The sequence below is a fragment of the Alloacidobacterium sp. genome, assembly GCF_035631355.1.
Lineage (GTDB): Bacteria > Acidobacteriota > Terriglobia > Terriglobales > Acidobacteriaceae > Alloacidobacterium.
On sequence record NZ_DASQIX010000070.1, the window covers coordinates 1 to 16,405 of the forward strand.

General features: G+C 57.2%; 16 protein-coding genes. 6 read left to right on the forward strand and 10 right to left on the reverse strand.

What is annotated here, in order from left to right:
* The 5 genes from VEV40_RS13000 to VEV40_RS13020 all read right to left on the reverse strand — a co-directional run.
* On the reverse strand, positions 1-1,253 hold a 1,253-nt coding region (locus VEV40_RS13000; RefSeq protein ID WP_324832883.1), incomplete at its 3' end, for an ABC transporter permease.
* 25 nt (positions 1,254-1,278) lie between these two features.
* Positions 1,279-2,505 carry an ABC transporter permease gene (locus VEV40_RS13005; RefSeq protein WP_324832885.1) on the reverse strand — a complete coding sequence of 409 codons (1,227 nt, stop codon included), beginning with the start codon at positions 2,503-2,505 and terminating at the stop codon, positions 1,279-1,281.
* Between the two features lie 135 nt (positions 2,506-2,640).
* Positions 2,641-3,687, reverse strand: a complete 1,047-nt coding sequence (gene plsX, locus VEV40_RS13010) for a phosphate acyltransferase PlsX (protein WP_324832887.1) — start codon at positions 3,685-3,687, stop codon at positions 2,641-2,643.
* 9 nt (positions 3,688-3,696) lie between these two features.
* Positions 3,697-3,882 carry a 50S ribosomal protein L32 gene (rpmF, locus tag VEV40_RS13015; RefSeq protein ID WP_324832889.1) on the reverse strand — a complete coding sequence of 62 codons (186 nt, stop codon included), beginning with the start codon at positions 3,880-3,882 and terminating at the stop codon, positions 3,697-3,699.
* Positions 3,883-3,939: 57 nt separating this feature from the next.
* Positions 3,940-4,491 carry a DUF177 domain-containing protein gene (locus VEV40_RS13020; RefSeq protein ID WP_324832891.1) on the reverse strand — a complete coding sequence of 184 codons (552 nt, stop codon included), beginning with the start codon at positions 4,489-4,491 and terminating at the stop codon, positions 3,940-3,942.
* A 273-nt stretch (positions 4,492-4,764) separates the two neighbouring features.
* On the opposite strand from VEV40_RS13020, the gene VEV40_RS13025 reads away from it, so the two are divergent.
* On the forward strand, positions 4,765-5,547 hold the full coding sequence (locus VEV40_RS13025; RefSeq protein WP_324832892.1) for a hypothetical protein: 783 nt from the start codon (positions 4,765-4,767) through the stop codon (positions 5,545-5,547).
* A gap of 121 nt (positions 5,548-5,668) precedes the next feature.
* Positions 5,669-6,730, forward strand: a complete 1,062-nt coding sequence (locus VEV40_RS13030) for a hypothetical protein (RefSeq protein ID WP_324832893.1) — start codon at positions 5,669-5,671, stop codon at positions 6,728-6,730.
* 3 nt (positions 6,731-6,733) lie between these two features.
* On the opposite strand, the gene VEV40_RS13035 is transcribed toward VEV40_RS13030, so the two are convergent.
* Complete coding sequence (locus VEV40_RS13035; protein WP_324832894.1) at positions 6,734-7,378, reverse strand: thiamine phosphate synthase; 645 nt, start codon at positions 7,376-7,378, stop codon at positions 6,734-6,736.
* Between the two features lie 137 nt (positions 7,379-7,515).
* Here VEV40_RS13035 and sthA point away from each other — a divergent pair, with 137 nt between their 5' ends.
* Positions 7,516-8,910 (forward strand): Si-specific NAD(P)(+) transhydrogenase, encoded by a 1,395-nt coding sequence (gene sthA, locus VEV40_RS13040; protein WP_324832896.1) that lies wholly within the window; start codon positions 7,516-7,518, stop codon positions 8,908-8,910.
* A gap of 28 nt (positions 8,911-8,938) precedes the next feature.
* Positions 8,939-9,841 (forward strand): ROK family protein, encoded by a 903-nt coding sequence (locus VEV40_RS13045; protein ID WP_324832897.1) that lies wholly within the window; start codon positions 8,939-8,941, stop codon positions 9,839-9,841.
* Between the two features lie 234 nt (positions 9,842-10,075).
* Here VEV40_RS13045 and VEV40_RS13050 read toward each other — a convergent pair whose 3' ends face one another.
* Entirely contained in the window at positions 10,076-10,618 is a 543-nt protein-coding gene (locus tag VEV40_RS13050) for a hypothetical protein (RefSeq protein ID WP_324832899.1), read from the reverse strand.
* Between the two features lie 277 nt (positions 10,619-10,895).
* On the opposite strand from VEV40_RS13050, the gene VEV40_RS13055 reads away from it, so the two are divergent.
* Positions 10,896-11,885, forward strand: a complete 990-nt coding sequence (locus VEV40_RS13055) for a hypothetical protein (RefSeq protein WP_324832901.1) — start codon at positions 10,896-10,898, stop codon at positions 11,883-11,885.
* 127 nt (positions 11,886-12,012) lie between these two features.
* Here the strand turns inward: VEV40_RS13055 and VEV40_RS13060 are convergent, their stop codons facing one another.
* The 3 genes from VEV40_RS13060 to VEV40_RS13070 all read right to left on the reverse strand — a co-directional run bounded on the left by VEV40_RS13060 (position 12,013) and on the right by VEV40_RS13070 (position 13,927).
* Positions 12,013-12,537 carry a DUF6036 family nucleotidyltransferase gene (locus VEV40_RS13060; RefSeq protein ID WP_324832902.1) on the reverse strand — a complete coding sequence of 175 codons (525 nt, stop codon included), beginning with the start codon at positions 12,535-12,537 and terminating at the stop codon, positions 12,013-12,015.
* A complete protein-coding gene (locus tag VEV40_RS13065) occupies positions 12,482-12,694 on the reverse strand; it encodes a hypothetical protein (RefSeq protein WP_324832904.1) in 213 nt (70 codons plus the stop codon). The genes VEV40_RS13060 and VEV40_RS13065 overlap by 56 nt, the downstream gene beginning before the upstream one ends.
* Positions 12,695-12,757: 63 nt before the next feature.
* Positions 12,758-13,927 carry an RDD family protein gene (locus VEV40_RS13070; protein ID WP_324832906.1) on the reverse strand — a complete coding sequence of 390 codons (1,170 nt, stop codon included), beginning with the start codon at positions 13,925-13,927 and terminating at the stop codon, positions 12,758-12,760.
* 253 nt (positions 13,928-14,180) lie between these two features.
* On the opposite strand from VEV40_RS13070, the gene VEV40_RS13075 reads away from it, so the two are divergent.
* A partial coding sequence (locus tag VEV40_RS13075) for an LPS-assembly protein LptD (protein WP_324832907.1) occupies positions 14,181-16,405 on the forward strand: 2,225 nt, incomplete at its 3' end.

A 16,405-nucleotide genomic window follows, 5' to 3' on the forward strand; every position in this document is an offset into this window, starting at 1 on the left:
AGCGCTTCAATCGGATCGAGGTTCGCCGCCTTCCATGCGGGATAGATACCAAAGACCAGCCCGATCATGCAGGAGACGGTGAACCCGATCATCGCCCACATGCTGGACATGGTTGCGGGCAGCGCGCTCAACAGCAATCGAATGATGAGCGTGATGATGCCGCCTGCGGCAATGCCGATGACACCTCCGAGAGCGCAGAGCGTAATGGCTTCGATAGTGAATTGCAGCAGGATGTTGCGCTTGGTCGCGCCAATGGCCTTGCGCACGCCAATTTCCTTGGTGCGTTCGGTGACGGAGACAAGCATGATGTTCATCACTCCGACGCCGCCGACCATCAGGCCTACGCTTGAAACCGCAACCATGAAGATCGCGAGGCCGCCCGTCAGTTGGTTCCAGAGACGCGTTAATGAATCGGGGGAGAATATTTCAAAATCGTCCGGCTGCTCCACGCGAACATGACGGCGGCGGCGCAGCAACTCGCGCACTTCATCTTCCACCAGGCTGCGGTCCTTAGGATCATCGTACTTCACGCTGACCCAGACGCCCCCTTTGACCGCGTCCTCGGGGTGCATTTTCATGAAGGTGCCAATGGGGAAAAAGGCCGCATTGTCGTCGGGATTGCGTCCACCCCCAAACGGCTGCTTGCGCTTGTCAAAGACGCCGATCACGGTGAAGACATTGTTTTCAATCGTGACTTCCTTACCGATCGCGCTGTCATTGCCGAAAAGCTGGTCGGCTGTATCGTATCCAAGAATAACGACGTTGGCGCGCCGCTCGTCTTCATCCTCCGTGTAGATGCGGCCTTCCTTGAGGGTAATGTCGGCAACCTCGGCAATCTGCGCCGAATCGCCCTGCAGGAGCGTGCCCTGCGCCATTTTCTGACCGTATTTCACGCCGACAATACCGGCCTGAAAGATGGGATTGACGTGGCGCACGCCGCCGTCAGCGGCAACAACATGGGGCAGATTACGGATAGCGGCAACGTCATCAAAAGTCAGCTTCTTCCGTGCCAGCATCTCTGCCGTCGGGCGCACACCGATGACCGGCATATGGTAGACCCAGAGCACATTGGTGCCCAGCGTAGCGACCCACGCCTGCACATTGTTGTTCAGGCCGCTGATGATCGAGGAGATCGTAATGACCGTAGCCACACCGATCACAATGCCGAGAATGGTCAGGCCCGAGCGCAATTTGTTTGCACGCAGCGTTTCAATCGCCATGCGGACGGCTTCACGCGAATCGCCTGTTTTCATCTTGATTCTCCTTCCCCGGGCCTCATTACATCTCTGACCGCAGCGCGACGATGGGATCCAGTATGGCGGCCTTGCGCGCCGGATAAACTCCGAAGAAAATGCCCACCCCGGCGGAAACGAACAGCGCCAGAAAAACCGACCAGATCGAAATATCCGACGGGAAGCCGATCAACAGCGTGACCATTTTGGCCACACCCGAGCCGCAGATCACGCCGATGGCTCCGCCTACCAGAGACATCGTGGCTGACTCGATCAGGAATTGCAACAGAATGTCTGTGTAGCGTGCGCCCAACGCTTTGCGTACACCGATTTCACGCGTCCGCTCGGTTACGCTGACCAACATGATGTTCATGATGACGATGCCGCCGACCACAAGCGAAATCGACGCAATCCCGATCACGACAAAGAAAAACGTGGAGCTGATGCTTGTCCAGAGACCAACAAAAGTCGCGTTGGTGTCGAGATTAAAGCTGTCGTCCGCACCTGGCCGGTCGTGCCGCCTGGCGCGAAGAATCGCCCGGGCTTCATCCGATGCGCGGTCGAGGGCCGGGCCAACCGATCCGGCTTTGACGTAAATCACAATGCTGGCGTTTGTCCCATATTTGCGCTGGTAGGTGGTAATGGGCACCGAGACATAATTGTCCTGACTCTGGCCCAGGGTCTTTCCCTCGCGTTCGCCGACCCCGATGACGATATAAGGCTCGCCGTCAACGCGGATCTCCTTGCCCAACGGATCCATTCCGGGCATCAGATTGTCCACTATGTCGTAACCGATGATAGCAGTATGCGTTGCATACTGCTCATCGGTCGGCGTGAAGCTGCGGCCCAGCACCACGTTCAAATTGGACATTTCCGGCATGTTCCAGCTCCAGCCGCGAATGCTTGTGTCCGTGCTGGAATGCGATCCGTAAACTACCTTGCCGGTCGTGGACTGCAGCGCGCCTACGCCAACGCAGGATTTGCATTCATCGCGAATGGCCTGGTAGTCGTCGATATGGATGTCCTTCCGCTTCTGGAATTTCTCATATTCCTCATAGCTGAAGATGACAGGCGCCTGCTTACTCAGTGTGAAGACATCAGCGCCGTAGCTGTAGACCTTCGTGGCCACATACTTGTTCACGCCATTGGTCAGAGTAATAACGGCAATGACTGAGGCCACGCCGATGACCACGCCGATCAGCGTAAGAATGGAACGCAGCTTGTTCGCCCAGAGCGATTGCAGCGCGATTTTGATAGCCTCGATGAATTCCATGCAGCAGCGACCCGTCCTGTGGAGGGGTGTTGTCTAAAGCATACGTCAAGCGGTGGCGTGGAAGACACACCTTCGCCCGATGGAAATAGATACGAGATGAGTGGAGGGTTGGTTCCGTTGATCGGAAGCCCGAGACTACTGCAGCGGCAGCCCCACCCCGTTTGGAGAAATGGGAGGCTCAGGCCGCTGGGCGAACTCGCGCTCGATGCGCTCGTTGATGCCCGCCTGGGCAAATTCCGCGGCGATACGGATGCCATTGTAGACGGCGCGCTCATTTGATGATCCGTGGCCAATGATGCACACGCCGCGCACGCCCAGTAACGGCGCTCCGCCGTATTCAGAGGGGTCGAGGCGCTTCTTAAAGGCGTTGAAAGCCTTGCGGGAAAGCAGCGCGCCTACCTGGGCTGTTACCGTCGTGGTCAGCGACTGCTTCAGCATGTCACGGACGAGCTTCGTCAGGCCCTCGGAAGTTTTGAGGGCCACGTTGCCTACGAATCCGTCGCAGACGACCACGTCAGCGTGGCCGTTGTAGATGTCGCGGCCTTCGACGTTGCCGATAAAGTTGATAGGAAGATTTTTCAGCAGCGGCTGCGTTTCGGCAATAAGCTCATTGCCCTTGCCTTCTTCCTCGCCAATCGAGAGCAGCCCAACGCGCGGGCGCGCAATCTTGAGCACGCTGCGTGCATACATCTCGCCCATGACCGCAAACTGTTCCAGGTTTTGAGGCTTGCAATCGACATTTGCGCCAACATCGAGCAGGATGCAAGGCGAGCCGGCGCTGGTAGGCACGACTACCGCCAGGGCGGGACGGTCAACGCCCGGTAGAGCACCCAGCACCATCTTGGCCGTGGCCATTCCCGCGCCGGTATTGCCGGCAGTGAAGAATCCGGCGACTTTTTTCTCGCGGACCAGGCGCAGGCCTACGCGCATTGAGCTGTCACGCTTGGAGCGAACCGCATGCGCAGCCTTTTCATTCATGCCAATGTGTTCGCTGGCGTGGACAACGTCGATGGGCAGGCGCTCCCCATCCAGATACTCATGGAGCAGCGGACGAATGCGCTCCTGCGGGCCCACCAGGTGCACACGCACAGGCAGGGTACGGCAGGCGAGGATGGCGCCCCGAACTTCCGGTTCAGGCGCCTTGTCGGCACCCATGGCATCGAGAGCGATGTGTGTCAGCATCTTGCTGAACTAGCTGGCTTCCTTTACGTCGAGAACTTCGCGGCCCTTGTAAGTGCCGCACTTGGGACAAGCCCGGTGAGGCAGCTTGCGCTCATGGCAGTTCGGGCACTCGGAAATACCGGTGGCAGTCAGCGCGTCATGCGCGCGACGTTTGGAGGTGCGGGCCTTTGAGTGGCGCCGCTTTGGATTCGGCATTGCAGATTCCTTTCAAACAAACAGCCCGCCGGGATTGTCCCGAGGCAGGCAAAAGGCTTATGACTTCATCCGGCTGCCTAAGTCCGATAATGCCGCCCAGCGCGGATCAACCGGGGCAGCATCGCAGGCACAGGCTTTGGAGTTCAGGTTCTGTCCGCAATGCGAACAAAGTCCTTTGCAGTCCTGGCGGCACAGCGTTTTGGCAGGCAGGGATAAAAGCACCTGCTCCCGCAGAACATCTTCAAGCACAAGGCCGCTCTTTTGATAATAACCGATTTCCGTCTCATCCGTGGTAATGGAATGGTCGGAAGCGCCTGAATCTACACCTAATGGGCGAAAAATGAGGTCAAAATCGCCTTTTAAATCATGTTCTACTGGCTCAAGACAGCGGGCGCAGGCCACTTCAACTTTCCCCTGATACCCCGCACGCAGCCGAATGTCGGGCACGACTTGGCGCGGCCCCCGATGTTCCTCGATCAGATCGGCCCGTCCGGCCACTCCAAGTGTTCCGGATTGTTTGACCTCTTCGCCGTAATCGATTTCGCCCGGTGCGAGGGAAACGTCAAATACAAGCGGCTCCCGCTCAAGATCGGGAATAGTAATCAGCATGGCAAGCCTCGCAGTTTTTGGGAAAGGTCTGATTCAAGGTTAAGGACGAGGAGCCTTGTGGGTCAAATGGCAGATTTCCGCAGATTCTTCACTTTTCCATTGCCCACAATGCTTCCGCGGGAGGATCATACCCCCGCTTCCAAAAGCCTGCAGGAAGCTCTCCCAGACGCGACCGCCTTTCCTGCTCGTCGCACCCACGCTCCGCGCTGATGTCACGGTTCGCAATGCTCCTTGCAGGCAATAGAAGTAACACCTCGAACTGGAGCGACCTAAATGAGACCCATTACTTCAAGATTCGCAACAGCTGCCGTTCTACTGTTGACGGCCAGTGCGTTGGCACAAAGTCCACTTGCCGGAACATGGAAATTCAACCAGGAAAAGAGCAAGATTACCGGCGACACGATGCACTTCGCGCCTGCGCCCGGTGATGCAGTGAAATTCACATCTGGCGGTATGAGCTACACATTCAAGCTCGACGGCAGCGACACAACAACCTCCATGGGCAATACGGCCCAGTGGACCAAAGTTGACGACAATACATGGCAAGCTGTTCTGAAGAAAGGTTCGACATTGCTCTCTACAGACACCCTCAAGCTGTCGGCTGACGGCAAGACCCTGGAGTACACCGCACAAGGAACAAAACCGAACGGGGACAGCTTCAACGACACTTCGACCTATGCTCGCACCTCCGGAACGAAAGGCTTTTTGGGCAGCTGGCGCAATACCAAAACCACTTTGAGTTCACCGACCGGCTACGAGATCAAAGACAATGGCGACGGTTCGCTGACCTGGGCTCTGCCTGATCTCAAGGCTACGGTCACATTGAAAACTGACGGTACTGAGGCAACGCCAACCGGACCGACGGTCCCGGATGGCTTGACCCTGTCGCTCACCAAAACGGGTCCGCGCAACTTTACGCTCATCGAAAAGCTCAAAGGCAAGCCGATTTACAAAGGAAAGCAGACAGTCTCCGCTGACGGCAAAACGCTGACCGAGGAAGGCAGTTCCGTAGGCGTCAACGAGCCAACCACTGCGGTTTACGACAAAGTCGGCTGATATGAGGGCCTGGGTTACGCGCGTTTCAACCAATAGCCCAGGCTTCATCTCAATCGGGTGAGACAGGAATTCCCGGCTCGCATCCAACTAATTGTCAGGGCCGATACTCTAAGAGGACGTAGTGTCTCGCCCTCGCGTTGTTCTTCTTTTCCTCGTTGTTGCCGCGATCATTGTTTTCGGCCTCATCTGGAGCCTTCGGCGTTCCCGGGCGAAGGCTGTAGCAGTGGCGGCGCCTGTTTCTGCAGAGGCCACAGTGACCAGGGAGGGCGATGACCTTACGCCTACCATGCTCTATGCTCACAACATCCGGTTGCGCAAAGGCCCGAATTTCTGCATTTATATCCGATGGATTCGCGGGCAAATGGTGCGGACGAATCCGCAGATCACTCCCTCTTTCGACGATCCCGATTCTTTCGTCCTCGACATTCAGAAAGGCGTAATCAACGCCAATATCGGAGATATTGCCAACTACCTCAATGCCAGCGCGCCGCCTGACGCTCCGCTTAAAAAGATTTCCATTGAACCCGACGGCGACCAGATCAGGCTGCGCGGAACCGTCCACAAAATCTTTTCAATTCCGGTTGAGCTCAAAGGCACGCTCACTTACACGCAGGACGGCTTTGTTGAGTTCCACGCGGCGAAAATCAATGTGCTGAAAATTCCGCTGAAAGGGCTTCTGGGTGGTTTCCACATTGCACTTTCTGACCTCGTGCGCTCGACGAACATTCCGGGCATCGTGGTGGCAGGAAACGACATTATTTTCGACACGACTAGAGTACTTCCGCCCCCGCACATTCGCGGACAACTCACCGCCGTAAAGGTCAAGCCTCCCGATATTGTGGTCGTCTATGGCAACGCTCCAGATAACGACGCCCAACTGGCAAAATGGCATAATTTCCTGCGGCTCAACGGAGGCACCATCGGCTTCGGCAAGCTCATCATGCGCTATGCGGACCTCACCATGATCGATGCCTCCCACGACTCGTGGTTCGATCTCGACCTGGTGAACTATCAGGCGCAGCTGGTGCGAGGCTATACGCGCATGACCAGCCAGGCCGGGCTTGAGATTTTTATGCCGGATGTGGACGAAAGCGCTCCAGCGAAAGCCGCCAAGAGCGTCACCCTGGAATGGCTTCGGGACTGCAACCGCGCGCTTCCGCCTGATGTTCCGGCAGGCAAGTAGTTCTTAACCAGACAGACATAAGTTGCGCCACTCATGGTGCGCAAAAAGCCGGATACCAGCAATACCAGTAGCGCCTGCTTGGATGCATTTTTGTGCATTCTCTGCCGTGACCCCGCCAAGCGCAAACACAGGCATCGGAGCAGCGACGCGGCATGCATGAGCGAGTGCATCCAGTCCTTGTCCGGAAACAATCTCCGGGCCGGATTGCTTCTCAAATACCGGCGCAAAGAGGGCCAGCGTCGCGCCCGCATCGCGCGCGATCTCGATCTCTGGGACGGTGTGGCAGGAAATGCTGATGACTGGATTGGCGACGACCCGGCTCACGACCGTCTTGGCAGCTGCAATGGCGGTGCTTGGTAAACCCGCTGTCAGATGGAAGCCATCACAACCTGTCTCGGCTGCGATTTCGGGAGAGCCATTTTGCAAGACGCGAGTGTGGCCTCCGGTGGCTTTGACGGCATGAACGATCCGGACAGACAGCGCATACAGTTCTTCCGCCGCAAGATCTTTTTCCCGAATCTGTATGAAATCGACGCCGCCTTTGGCCCATAATGCTGTCTGCCTTACCAGTTCTTCTACACTTGGAAAGAGCGTGCGGTCAGTAATGGCGTAGAGCTGCATCTTTTCAAAGTGTAGTGGTTTAGGCATAGAATCTCCTTTCGGGAAATGGCGCACAAAACGCACGGGATTCACCGAAGCGCCCAACGCATTTACCAAAACATGCCGATAGCAGAGTTACAGTAGTCTGTTGCACCTGAACGAATTCTGAATACCGCGGAATCCTCATGGACACATTCGATTTGCTCGTCATCGGCTCTGGCCCCTCCGGACAACGCGCTGCAGTTTCCGCGGTCAAGAAGGGGAAGCGTGTTGCGCTGGTGGAAATGCGCAGCGTGGTAGGCGGCGTCTGCATTAACACCGGCACCATCCCTAGCAAGACGATGCGCGAGGCTGTGTTGCATCTTTCCGGCTACACCTACCGCTCGATCTACGGCATGAACTACCGCGTGAAAGAGAAGATCACGATGTCCGATCTTGCTTTCCGTGTGCAGCACGTCATCAAGACCGAGATCGATGTAACGGAAGCGCAGCTTTCCCGAAACGGTGTGGATGTGCTGAGCGGCGTAGCCAGCTTCGTGGATCCCAATACGATCAAAGTCGATGGGACGCGCGGCACCAATACTTTTCACGCGGAAAACATTGTTATCGGCGTTGGCACCAAGCCCGCCAGCAGCCCGAAAGTCCCCATCAACGGCAAGACCATCATCAACAGCGACCAGGTGCTGGAGCTGCCAGAGCTACCCAAGACCTTGATCGTGGTCGGCGGCGGCGTAATCGGTGTCGAATACACCTGCATGTTCGCCGCACTTGGGGTACGCGTGACGCTGGTGGAAAAGCGGCCCAAGCTGCTTGAATTCGCCGATCAGGAGATCGTAGAGGCCCTCAGCTATCACCTGCGCGACAGTCGCGTCACCATGCGTCTGGCTGAGGAGGTGGAGAGCGTCGAAGAAGGGCCGAGCGGCGGAGTGGTTGCGAACCTCGAAAGCAAGAAGCGCATCTCTGGCGACGCTCTGCTCTATGCTGTTGGCCGGCAGGGAAATATCGACGAACTAAATCTGTCCGCTGCGGGTATCGAAGCCGATTCGCGCGGGCGCATTCCGGTGGACAAGGACTTCCGGACGAAAGTTCCGCATATTTTCGCTGTAGGAGACGTGATCGGCTTCCCCAGCCTGGCCTCGGTCTCGATGGAACAGGGCCGCATCGCCATCGCGCGCGCCTATGGCGACGACAATGAGCAGTCCAACCCCGGCTTCTACCCATATGGCATCTACACCATTCCGGAAATTTCGTTCATCGGCAAGACCGAAGAGCAGCTTACGGAAGAGGACGTGCCTTACGAAGTGGGCGTTGCATATTACCGAGAAATCGCGCGCGGGCAGATTCGCGGCGACACTACAGGACGGCTGAAGTTGATCTTCCACCGCGACACGCGGGAGATTCTTGGCGTGCACATCATCGGCGAGGGCGCGGCGGAGCTTGTCCATATCGGGCAGGCTGTCATGGCTTTAAACGGCAAGGTAGACTACTTCATCGATTCAGTGTTTAACTATCCCACTTTGGCAGAGTGCTATAAGGCGGCGGCTTTTAACGGCATCAACCGTCTGGCCCGATTTGAATAGCGCGCGGCGGGAGTGAAAGAGGGCAAACATGGCAAAGACCATCGGCGTTGTGATGACGGAAGCCATCCGATCCGGCTTCGTTGAAGATCACAAGATCACAGGCAGCACACGCAGGTTCCCAGAAAACATGGACGACGCCAGCGGCCTCATTGAGGTTCCTGCCGATGCTCTTTGCGAAAGCATGTGCGATGAGATCAGGGCCCTTATTCCCGACGGAACGCAGATTGACGCCATCGGCGTGGCCATGCCGGGCATCATTCGCAGCGGCGTAGTTGAGGACTCGCCGAACCTGCCGCAGCTAAAAGGCGCGCGCGTCGTAGACACAGTCCAGGCAGGGCTGAAAGCGCGCGGCGTGGCTGCGCGTGTCAGCGTCTTCAACGACGCTGATGCCGCTGCTGCTGGCCTTGCTGCCACGCGCGGCCATCTCGATCGGCTTATTCGTGTCTGGACCATCGGCAACGGCATCGGTTTCGGGCGCTATCCGTATGCGGAAGGCCCGTGGGAGGGCGGTCACGCCATTGTCTCTCTCGACCCCAAGGAAAACTATTGTGGCTGCGGCGGAAAAGGCCATCTTGAGGGGATCATGGGGCATCGCGCCATGCGGCTGCGCTTCCTCGACCTCGAACCTGACGAAGTTTTCGCTGCAGCAAAGAAGGGTGACAAGCGTTGTCTGGAATTTGTCGAGCGCTATCACCGCGCTCTGGCCGCGGCCACAGCCACGCAGATCCATCTTGAAGGGCCGGGCAAGTTTTACTTCACCGGGCGCGATATTTCCCGGCTCGACATCACACGTCTCAAGCAATATCTCTACGAAATGGTGAAGATGAGTCCGCTGCAGAGCTATACGCTGGAAGTGCTGCCGGAAGACGCTTCGCTGTCTGTGATTGGGGCCGCGGTTGCGGCGGAGCAGGCGCAGAGCTCATATCGGTAATTTTATTTCGAGACCGAAGCCAATTTTCGACGTTCAATCCCTGCGGCGGAATTCCTGGCATGTTGTCCGTGACCAAAGCAGATTAGGCTGCGAGCGCGTGTGCCACGATCAGAATGTCATTTGCGCCGATGATGGTTCCTTTGGGGACAGACTTTCGGGACGTGCACGCCCGCGTCTTTAGCGGCTCCGCGAATTATCCCGAAACTCACCCTTTTAGAGACTGTTTCAACCGATCTATGGATTGCCCTTTTGCCGAATATCGGGTGACACTTCTTCACAACGTCCGTAGCGGGATATCGGAACGCTTTTCAATGTGCCGTTTGGATTTAGAAACTCAACACTTCGCCTATAGCGAAGGGTGGTCCATTCTATCGAGAGACGCATACGCATCTTCTGGCCACTGATAATGCCGGGGTCCGTCGTCCAACTTGTCCCGTCCGCTGAATAGGTTTCTTCAACCGATTGCGGTACGCCCTTGTCATATCCCCGTGTATTTAGAAATCCGTGGTTTAACTCCGCCTGTTGCGCTTTCGACATTTTCTTGAATTCCCCGGTACTAATGAGAAATTGCTTCAAGGTCTCACTTTTCCCGAAGATGAAAATCGTCTCTAGCTTTGGATCATCGTCAAAACACACGTAGCCATCCGCCATTCGATCTAGGCCACCCGCTTTATAAAGCTCGTTGTAGTAGTCACGGGCGGATTGGGCGAACGTCAGGGTGCTCCCGAAAAGCAGCGCCACCACGAGAACGAAGCTAAATTTGACGGGGCCGGACATGCCCCCAATCTTATCCTGCTGCGGGCCTCCCTTTTCGGGATGAGATGGGTCGTTCCGCAACTTACCCTTTATAGGACACCAACAGTCTCGGAGGGCAGCCTTGGCATATAATTCTTGGCCATGGATTGGTTTGAAAGGCGAGTCTCTGCGGCGCTTTATCGATCAACTTCCCTTCTAGTGTGCGAGATCTGGCTTTTTTTGAGTCGCCGCCCGAGGCGCACCCGCACTTTTTTGCGGCAGCCTCATGGTCCGGGTATTCAAACCGCGTGGAGGGTGAATGCTCCGACAGATCGTGATCATTGCAATTGGGAGCATTTTTGCCGGAACCGCAGCCGGCACTTCCGGATATGCTGCACTCCAGTCTGTCGGCAACCAGGCGTCTTCGGTCAAAGCGGCTCAGGTACCGGGGACATCACTGCTTGTACCGCTTCCGAGCGGCTGGGAAATCGCGCCTGCGCTGCCTGGGGGGCTTGGGCCCGCAGCTATTCATTACAAAGGCAGCCCCGGATTTGAAGTGACTGTGAAGCAGAATGACAAAGTGCCCCATGCCGAATTTGTGATGAGCCTCCCGTTCGAATGTGATTCTATGTTCGGGGCACTTCAGGCAGCCGTAAAGTTCCAGTTAGTGCAGCGACCCGAATTCATTCCCGAAGAGTACTACTCACGCGTCTTAGTGCCACCGCCTCCGAACCAGGGAAAAGTAATGTCGACCTGCTTGTACTTGGGCAACTCGGCGCTAGCATTCATGATTCGTCCAGCACCCAACTCTGGCGATGGCTGGAAATTAGCACCGCTGCTTCAGGCCATTGCAGACTCCGCTCGACAGACGTCGACTCTGATGTATGCGCCAGGTTCATTGAAACTGCCCGTAATGGGAGTTACGGCATTGATGAGTTCCGGGATTTGGGCCGCAGGAGCTACTTCGTTACCAGGATCGAGCGGAAAACGTGACCTGGTTGTTCGTATTTCGGGAACATCCGAACTGAAGATTGTGCCGAAAGTATTGCCGGGGCCCTGTCCGTTAGAGAGCAATCCAAATCACAAGAAAGCACCTCCATATGTCAGCGCCAAATGGGAACCTTTTGCCTGGGAAGCGCCAGCGCCAAACGGCCAACTGCAATTGACGGTCTGCCGACAGATCGCACCAGCAAAGATGCTCCTGGTAAACATGGAGTATGGGGAGCCTGCGGTGCCCGCAGGGGACGCCGCCGGGATAGCTACGGCACTTGATGAAATCGCCCAGGCAATCATTACAGGGCAGCACTGAAGGTCGCAAAACTTACCATTTGTCACAAATGGAGATGCGTCGAGCGACGGTTGTCGGGCAAGCGGGGTTTTCAGCGGGGCAGGGAATTGTCCCGAAACTTATCGTTTACGGGATAGTCGCCGCGCGGTTACTGATTGGGATTAGGATCGCTCCCTGATTCCGTAGGCTTTTTCTTTGCGGTTTGCGAGCTTTGACTCTCTGCTGCCTTGCGAACGGCCTCAACGTCCGCCAAGTCTTGCAATCGCGCTGCTGCGAGTTTATTGGTTATGAAATCCTCAGCGGAAATGACAAACGCCCTTAAGCCGGTTTGCTCGTCAATCACGGCCTCGATGCGGCGCTGCCAAGCTTCATCGAATTTGACACCGGAAATTTGTGGCAAAATTTCGATCATCTGCGGCGAGACACCCAAGCGGAAAAAAGAGTTGGGATCGATAAGGTCCGCCGGTTTCAGGCCGGCCATAGGCGCTCCGAATTTCACCAGGGCCGCATAGACCGCTTCGGCATTCTTCGCTTTCGGCTGGACAAAAATATCAAGGTCTTTGGTGGCGCGGGGTTGTGCATGGATAGCAACCGCATAGCCGCCCACGATGAGATATTTAACGTGGTGTTCGTTGAACGCGGACAAGAGTTCTTTGAAGTCGCTGCTGAACATCGCGTGTTGGTTCCTTCAGTTGATACCCCATGATCGAGAGTTCAGCGGCAGCGTCCAGCCGCTCATGCGCGGGCCGACTCTGCCAGTAGCGGTACTCGTCCGCCTTGATCTCGTCAAAGTCGGTGTATCTGCGGATTGTGATTGGCGTGCCGCTCATGGCTTTCTGTTTTAAGTATAAGCACAGGACGAGAGCAAGGCTTGATAGCTCTTCTATAACGTTCTATCGATAGCTCCTCTGATAGGTCCGCGTGATGCGGTCGTGCCAGCCGAGGTGGTCTTCGTCGAAGAAGGCCCAGAGGAAGCCGAGGCCTAGTGGCATGGCTGACAGGAGCAGCGCGCCAACCCTGAAGCGCATCGACTTGCGCGTCGGGTTTTCGTCGTCGAAGGTGCAGAGTGCGATGCGGGCGTAACGCATCCCGGGTGTCGCGTCGAGATACGAGAAGAAGAGCCACTGATAAAGGACGAAGAGTCCGAACAGGACGCTGCCTGCGGCGGCGAGCGCGGTTTTGCCGGTTGGTGGATGCGCTGTGCAAGCCACGAAGACCAGCACAAAGAGCAGAAAGGCTGCCGTGACCAGCACCGCGTCCACGATGGAGGCCATAAGGCGATCGCTGACTGGGGCGGTTTGCAGGGGGAGATCGAAAAGCGGGGCCAGGCGGCCCTGGGCTTCGCTGACGGCTGCTTCGGGCGCGTAATACTCTTCGCGTGGCTTGGCGTCAAGGCGGATAGAGTGCCACTCGGGCAGCATGGCGTCTGACACTGGCTCTTTGGAAATTGTCTCCGGCTCGACTTCAAAGATCCGAAGTTGCGAGCCGTCGGGCGCGGTAGCGGTCTCACGCAACGGGCCTTCAGCGAGACGCGGGCGGGCCTTGCGCGTGGCAATCAACTCGCGCGGAAACTCAATCAGCTTGGCCGGGAGCGGCTGCGTGGGCGCGACGGTTGCTTCTTCAATGGGATCGACAATTTCCGTAATCAGGGGGCGGGATATTTCGGGACGGATGGGTTCTGATACAGGTGTACCGTGGACTTCTTCGGTCTCGAACTCGGCAAAGGCTGCCTGCGCTTCAAGATGAGCCTGGGTTGCGGCATGGGCCTGCGCGGCTGCTTCAGCGGCGGCTTCGGCTGCGCGCGTCGCAGCGGCCTGTGCGGCCAGCATTTCGCTGTATGTTGGGGCTTGGGCGTAGCGCTCGGCTACGCGGGCAGCGACGCTCGCCTTGCCCTTCGGCGCGTTTTCAGCATCAGGCCCGAAGCCGGGCAGAGACGTTTGCCCGTCTGGCGTTCGCGCGCGGCGGGTGCGGTGCGCGGCCAGCCGGGCATTGACTTCGTCTTTCCATGAAACTGGAGCGCTGGCGGCAGAATCAAATTGCAGGCTTGAGGTCGATGTACTCAATGGATTTCCCCGTATCTCTGTGGATGCTTCTTGTCGAGAACCGGAGGCAGCGGAGACACGTATGGCCCGCCTATCGAAACATCTTCGACAGCAGCAAGCGGACGGGTTGTGATACACCAGAGCAGCGCGGCTTTCTCCCTTTAAGGCAGCTCTTGAAATCAGCCCGGGAACCAATCCGGAGCTTTGTTATGCTGAGATTTCCATCCCTGCGCGCGAACGTTGTGCGCCGGGAACTCCGGATTTGCCCCTCGTGATGAGAGCCCGCATCTTTTTATGTATCACGCTGCTTTGCCTGTGTCATCCGCAGCTGTGGCCGCAGGCAGTAACGAAGCAGTTTCCTCCGGATGCGGGAGCGCTTCCAGATGACCCGTCTGCCGAAATTCCTGTCGCGAAGGTCATTCCCGCGCCGCTGTCTGGAGTGCCGGTTGAGATTCACGCCAACACACAGCGCGAGCAGAACAATGTATATACGCTGGCGGGCAACGTCCTCATCTACTACAAGAACTACACGGTGCAGGCTGACACGATCACATACAACCGTGAAACCGGCGAAGTGACTGCCGAAGGCCACCTGATCGTGGACGGAGGCCCGGACAACGGGCATATCACGGCCACGCATGGGGTCATGAATCTCCAACAGGACACGGCCCATTTTTACGATGTGGTGGGCACGCTCGGGGTCGCGTCCGTCGGCCCGCACAACCGGATGGTCTTCAGTTCGCCCAATCCCTTTGCCATTACGGGGCGCGAGTTGATCAAGCTGGGGCCGGGACGCTACCAGGTGATTGATGGCACCATGACCTCCTGCAGGCTGCCGAAGCCTGATTGGAGGCTGCTCTCAAAAGGCATCAATGTAGCGAACGGCACGGCCAGCGCCCGCAATACCTGGTTTCAACTGCTGGGTATGCCATTGCTGTATCTACCCTATGTCACGCATCCGGTGAGCGAGGAGACCCGCAGTTCCGGAATTCTGCTGCCGATCCTCGGCAACAGCACGACCAAAGGCTTCATTATGGGTGAGGAAGTCTATTTTGCCCTGAGCCGCAACTCCGATCTGACCATTGGAACAGAATACTTTTCCAGGCGCGGCTTCTCGCCGATGGCGATGTACCGCTATCGCGGCCTGGGCGAGGACTTCTTCAATGTCCGCTATCATGCTTTGTTTGATCGCCTGCCGGAGCCGCAAAACCAGGGCGGGACCGATTTGCTGGTGGATGGCCGCCGCGACTGGGACCGGCACACACGCGGCATTATTGACGCCGAATACCTAAGTTCCTATGCGTATCGCCAGGCGTTTGAGGAAAGCTATGCCATCGCCATTAATTCCGAGGTCAAGTCGCAGCTTTTCGGCGCGCACGCCCTGAATGGCTTCGCGGAAAACCTGATCTTTGACCGCTACCAGAGCTTTCAAAACTCGACCACCAACGCGGAAATTCGCATTCTGCATCTGCCCGCGCTTGAGTTGGAGGGCGAAGACCAATACTTGGGAACCACACCTCTGATGTGGGGCGGCATTGCCTCGGTTGCGGTGCTCGCGCGCTCAGAGCCGGCAAACGTTATGAACACGGCGACGTTCAAGGCCCACGGTGTTCCACGCGTCGATCTCTACCCACACCTGAGCCTGCCCTTTTCCGCGGATGGCTGGACCTTCCGCCCGGAAGTCGCCGTCCGCGACACCTTCTACAGCAAAAGCCAGAACCCGGCGCCGCTGGGCATTGTTCCCAGCGTGCGCGACGCCAGTCTGAACCGCAAGGACTTTGAAGCGGGCATCGACATCCGCCCGCCGGCCATCGAGCGCGACTTTACCGCGCCCTGGCTGACGCGTCTGCTGGGCGGCGATCTGCGCCACGCCATCGAACCGGATTTCCAGTATCACTATGTTGCGGGCATCGACAATTTCAATTCAGTGCTGCGCTTTGACGACGTGGACATTGCGAGCGATACCAGCGAGCTTGATTTCTCGCTGACGCAGCGTTTCTTCGTGCGGCATACGCAACCGCATCCCTGCAAGGGCGACGAAGCGCTGGGGCCGGACGAGCTTTGCGGAGGCGGAACGGTAGACCGGCTCTCGTGGCGACTGGCGCAGAAGTATTTTTATGACAAGGATTTTGGCGGGGCAGTCACCCCGGGGACGCGAAATGTTCTGACTACGACGCTTGACCTGACCGGAGTTGCCTTTCTCACCGGACCGCGGACGTTTTCGCCGGTCATCTCACGTCTGAACATGCAGACTTCGTCATCGACAGGGCTGGAGTGGGACCTGGACTATGACCCGCGGCTGGGTCGGATTACCGCTAGCAACGTGTTTGCGGAGTACAAAAAAGGCGACTACTCCCTCATGGCGGGCGATTTCCATCTGAATGCGCCTGAAGCTCCATCTACACCCGGGCCGTCGCGGACTCCCATCACAAATGCCACGTCGAATTACAACCAATTTCGCGTCTCGGCCAGCTATGGGGCCGCGACCAAAGCTGGCCT

Bases quoted from the DNA above. Each gene is read 5' to 3' on its own strand.
- VEV40_RS13060 (WP_324832902.1), bottom strand. From the start codon at position 12,537: ATGTTCAGCAGCGACTTCAAAGAACTCTTGTCCGCGTTCAACGAACAC.
- VEV40_RS13045 (WP_324832897.1), top strand. From the start codon at position 8,939: ATGGCAAAGACCATCGGCGTTGTGATGACGGAAGCCATCCGATCCGGC.
- plsX (WP_324832887.1), bottom strand. From the start codon at position 3,687: ATGCTGACACACATCGCTCTCGATGCCATGGGTGCCGACAAGGCGCCT.
- rpmF (WP_324832889.1), bottom strand. From the start codon at position 3,882: ATGCCGAATCCAAAGCGGCGCCACTCAAAGGCCCGCACCTCCAAACGT.
- VEV40_RS13050 (WP_324832899.1), bottom strand. From the start codon at position 10,618: ATGTCCGGCCCCGTCAAATTTAGCTTCGTTCTCGTGGTGGCGCTGCTT.
- sthA (WP_324832896.1), top strand. From the start codon at position 7,516: ATGGACACATTCGATTTGCTCGTCATCGGCTCTGGCCCCTCCGGACAA.
- VEV40_RS13025 (WP_324832892.1), top strand. From the start codon at position 4,765: ATGAGACCCATTACTTCAAGATTCGCAACAGCTGCCGTTCTACTGTTG.
- VEV40_RS13020 (WP_324832891.1), bottom strand. From the start codon at position 4,491: ATGCTGATTACTATTCCCGATCTTGAGCGGGAGCCGCTTGTATTTGAC.
- VEV40_RS13065 (WP_324832904.1), bottom strand. From the start codon at position 12,694: ATGAGCGGCACGCCAATCACAATCCGCAGATACACCGACTTTGACGAG.
- VEV40_RS13055 (WP_324832901.1), top strand. From the start codon at position 10,896: ATGCTCCGACAGATCGTGATCATTGCAATTGGGAGCATTTTTGCCGGA.
- VEV40_RS13005 (WP_324832885.1), bottom strand. From the start codon at position 2,505: ATGGAATTCATCGAGGCTATCAAAATCGCGCTGCAATCGCTCTGGGCG.
- VEV40_RS13035 (WP_324832894.1), bottom strand. From the start codon at position 7,378: ATGCCTAAACCACTACACTTTGAAAAGATGCAGCTCTACGCCATTACT.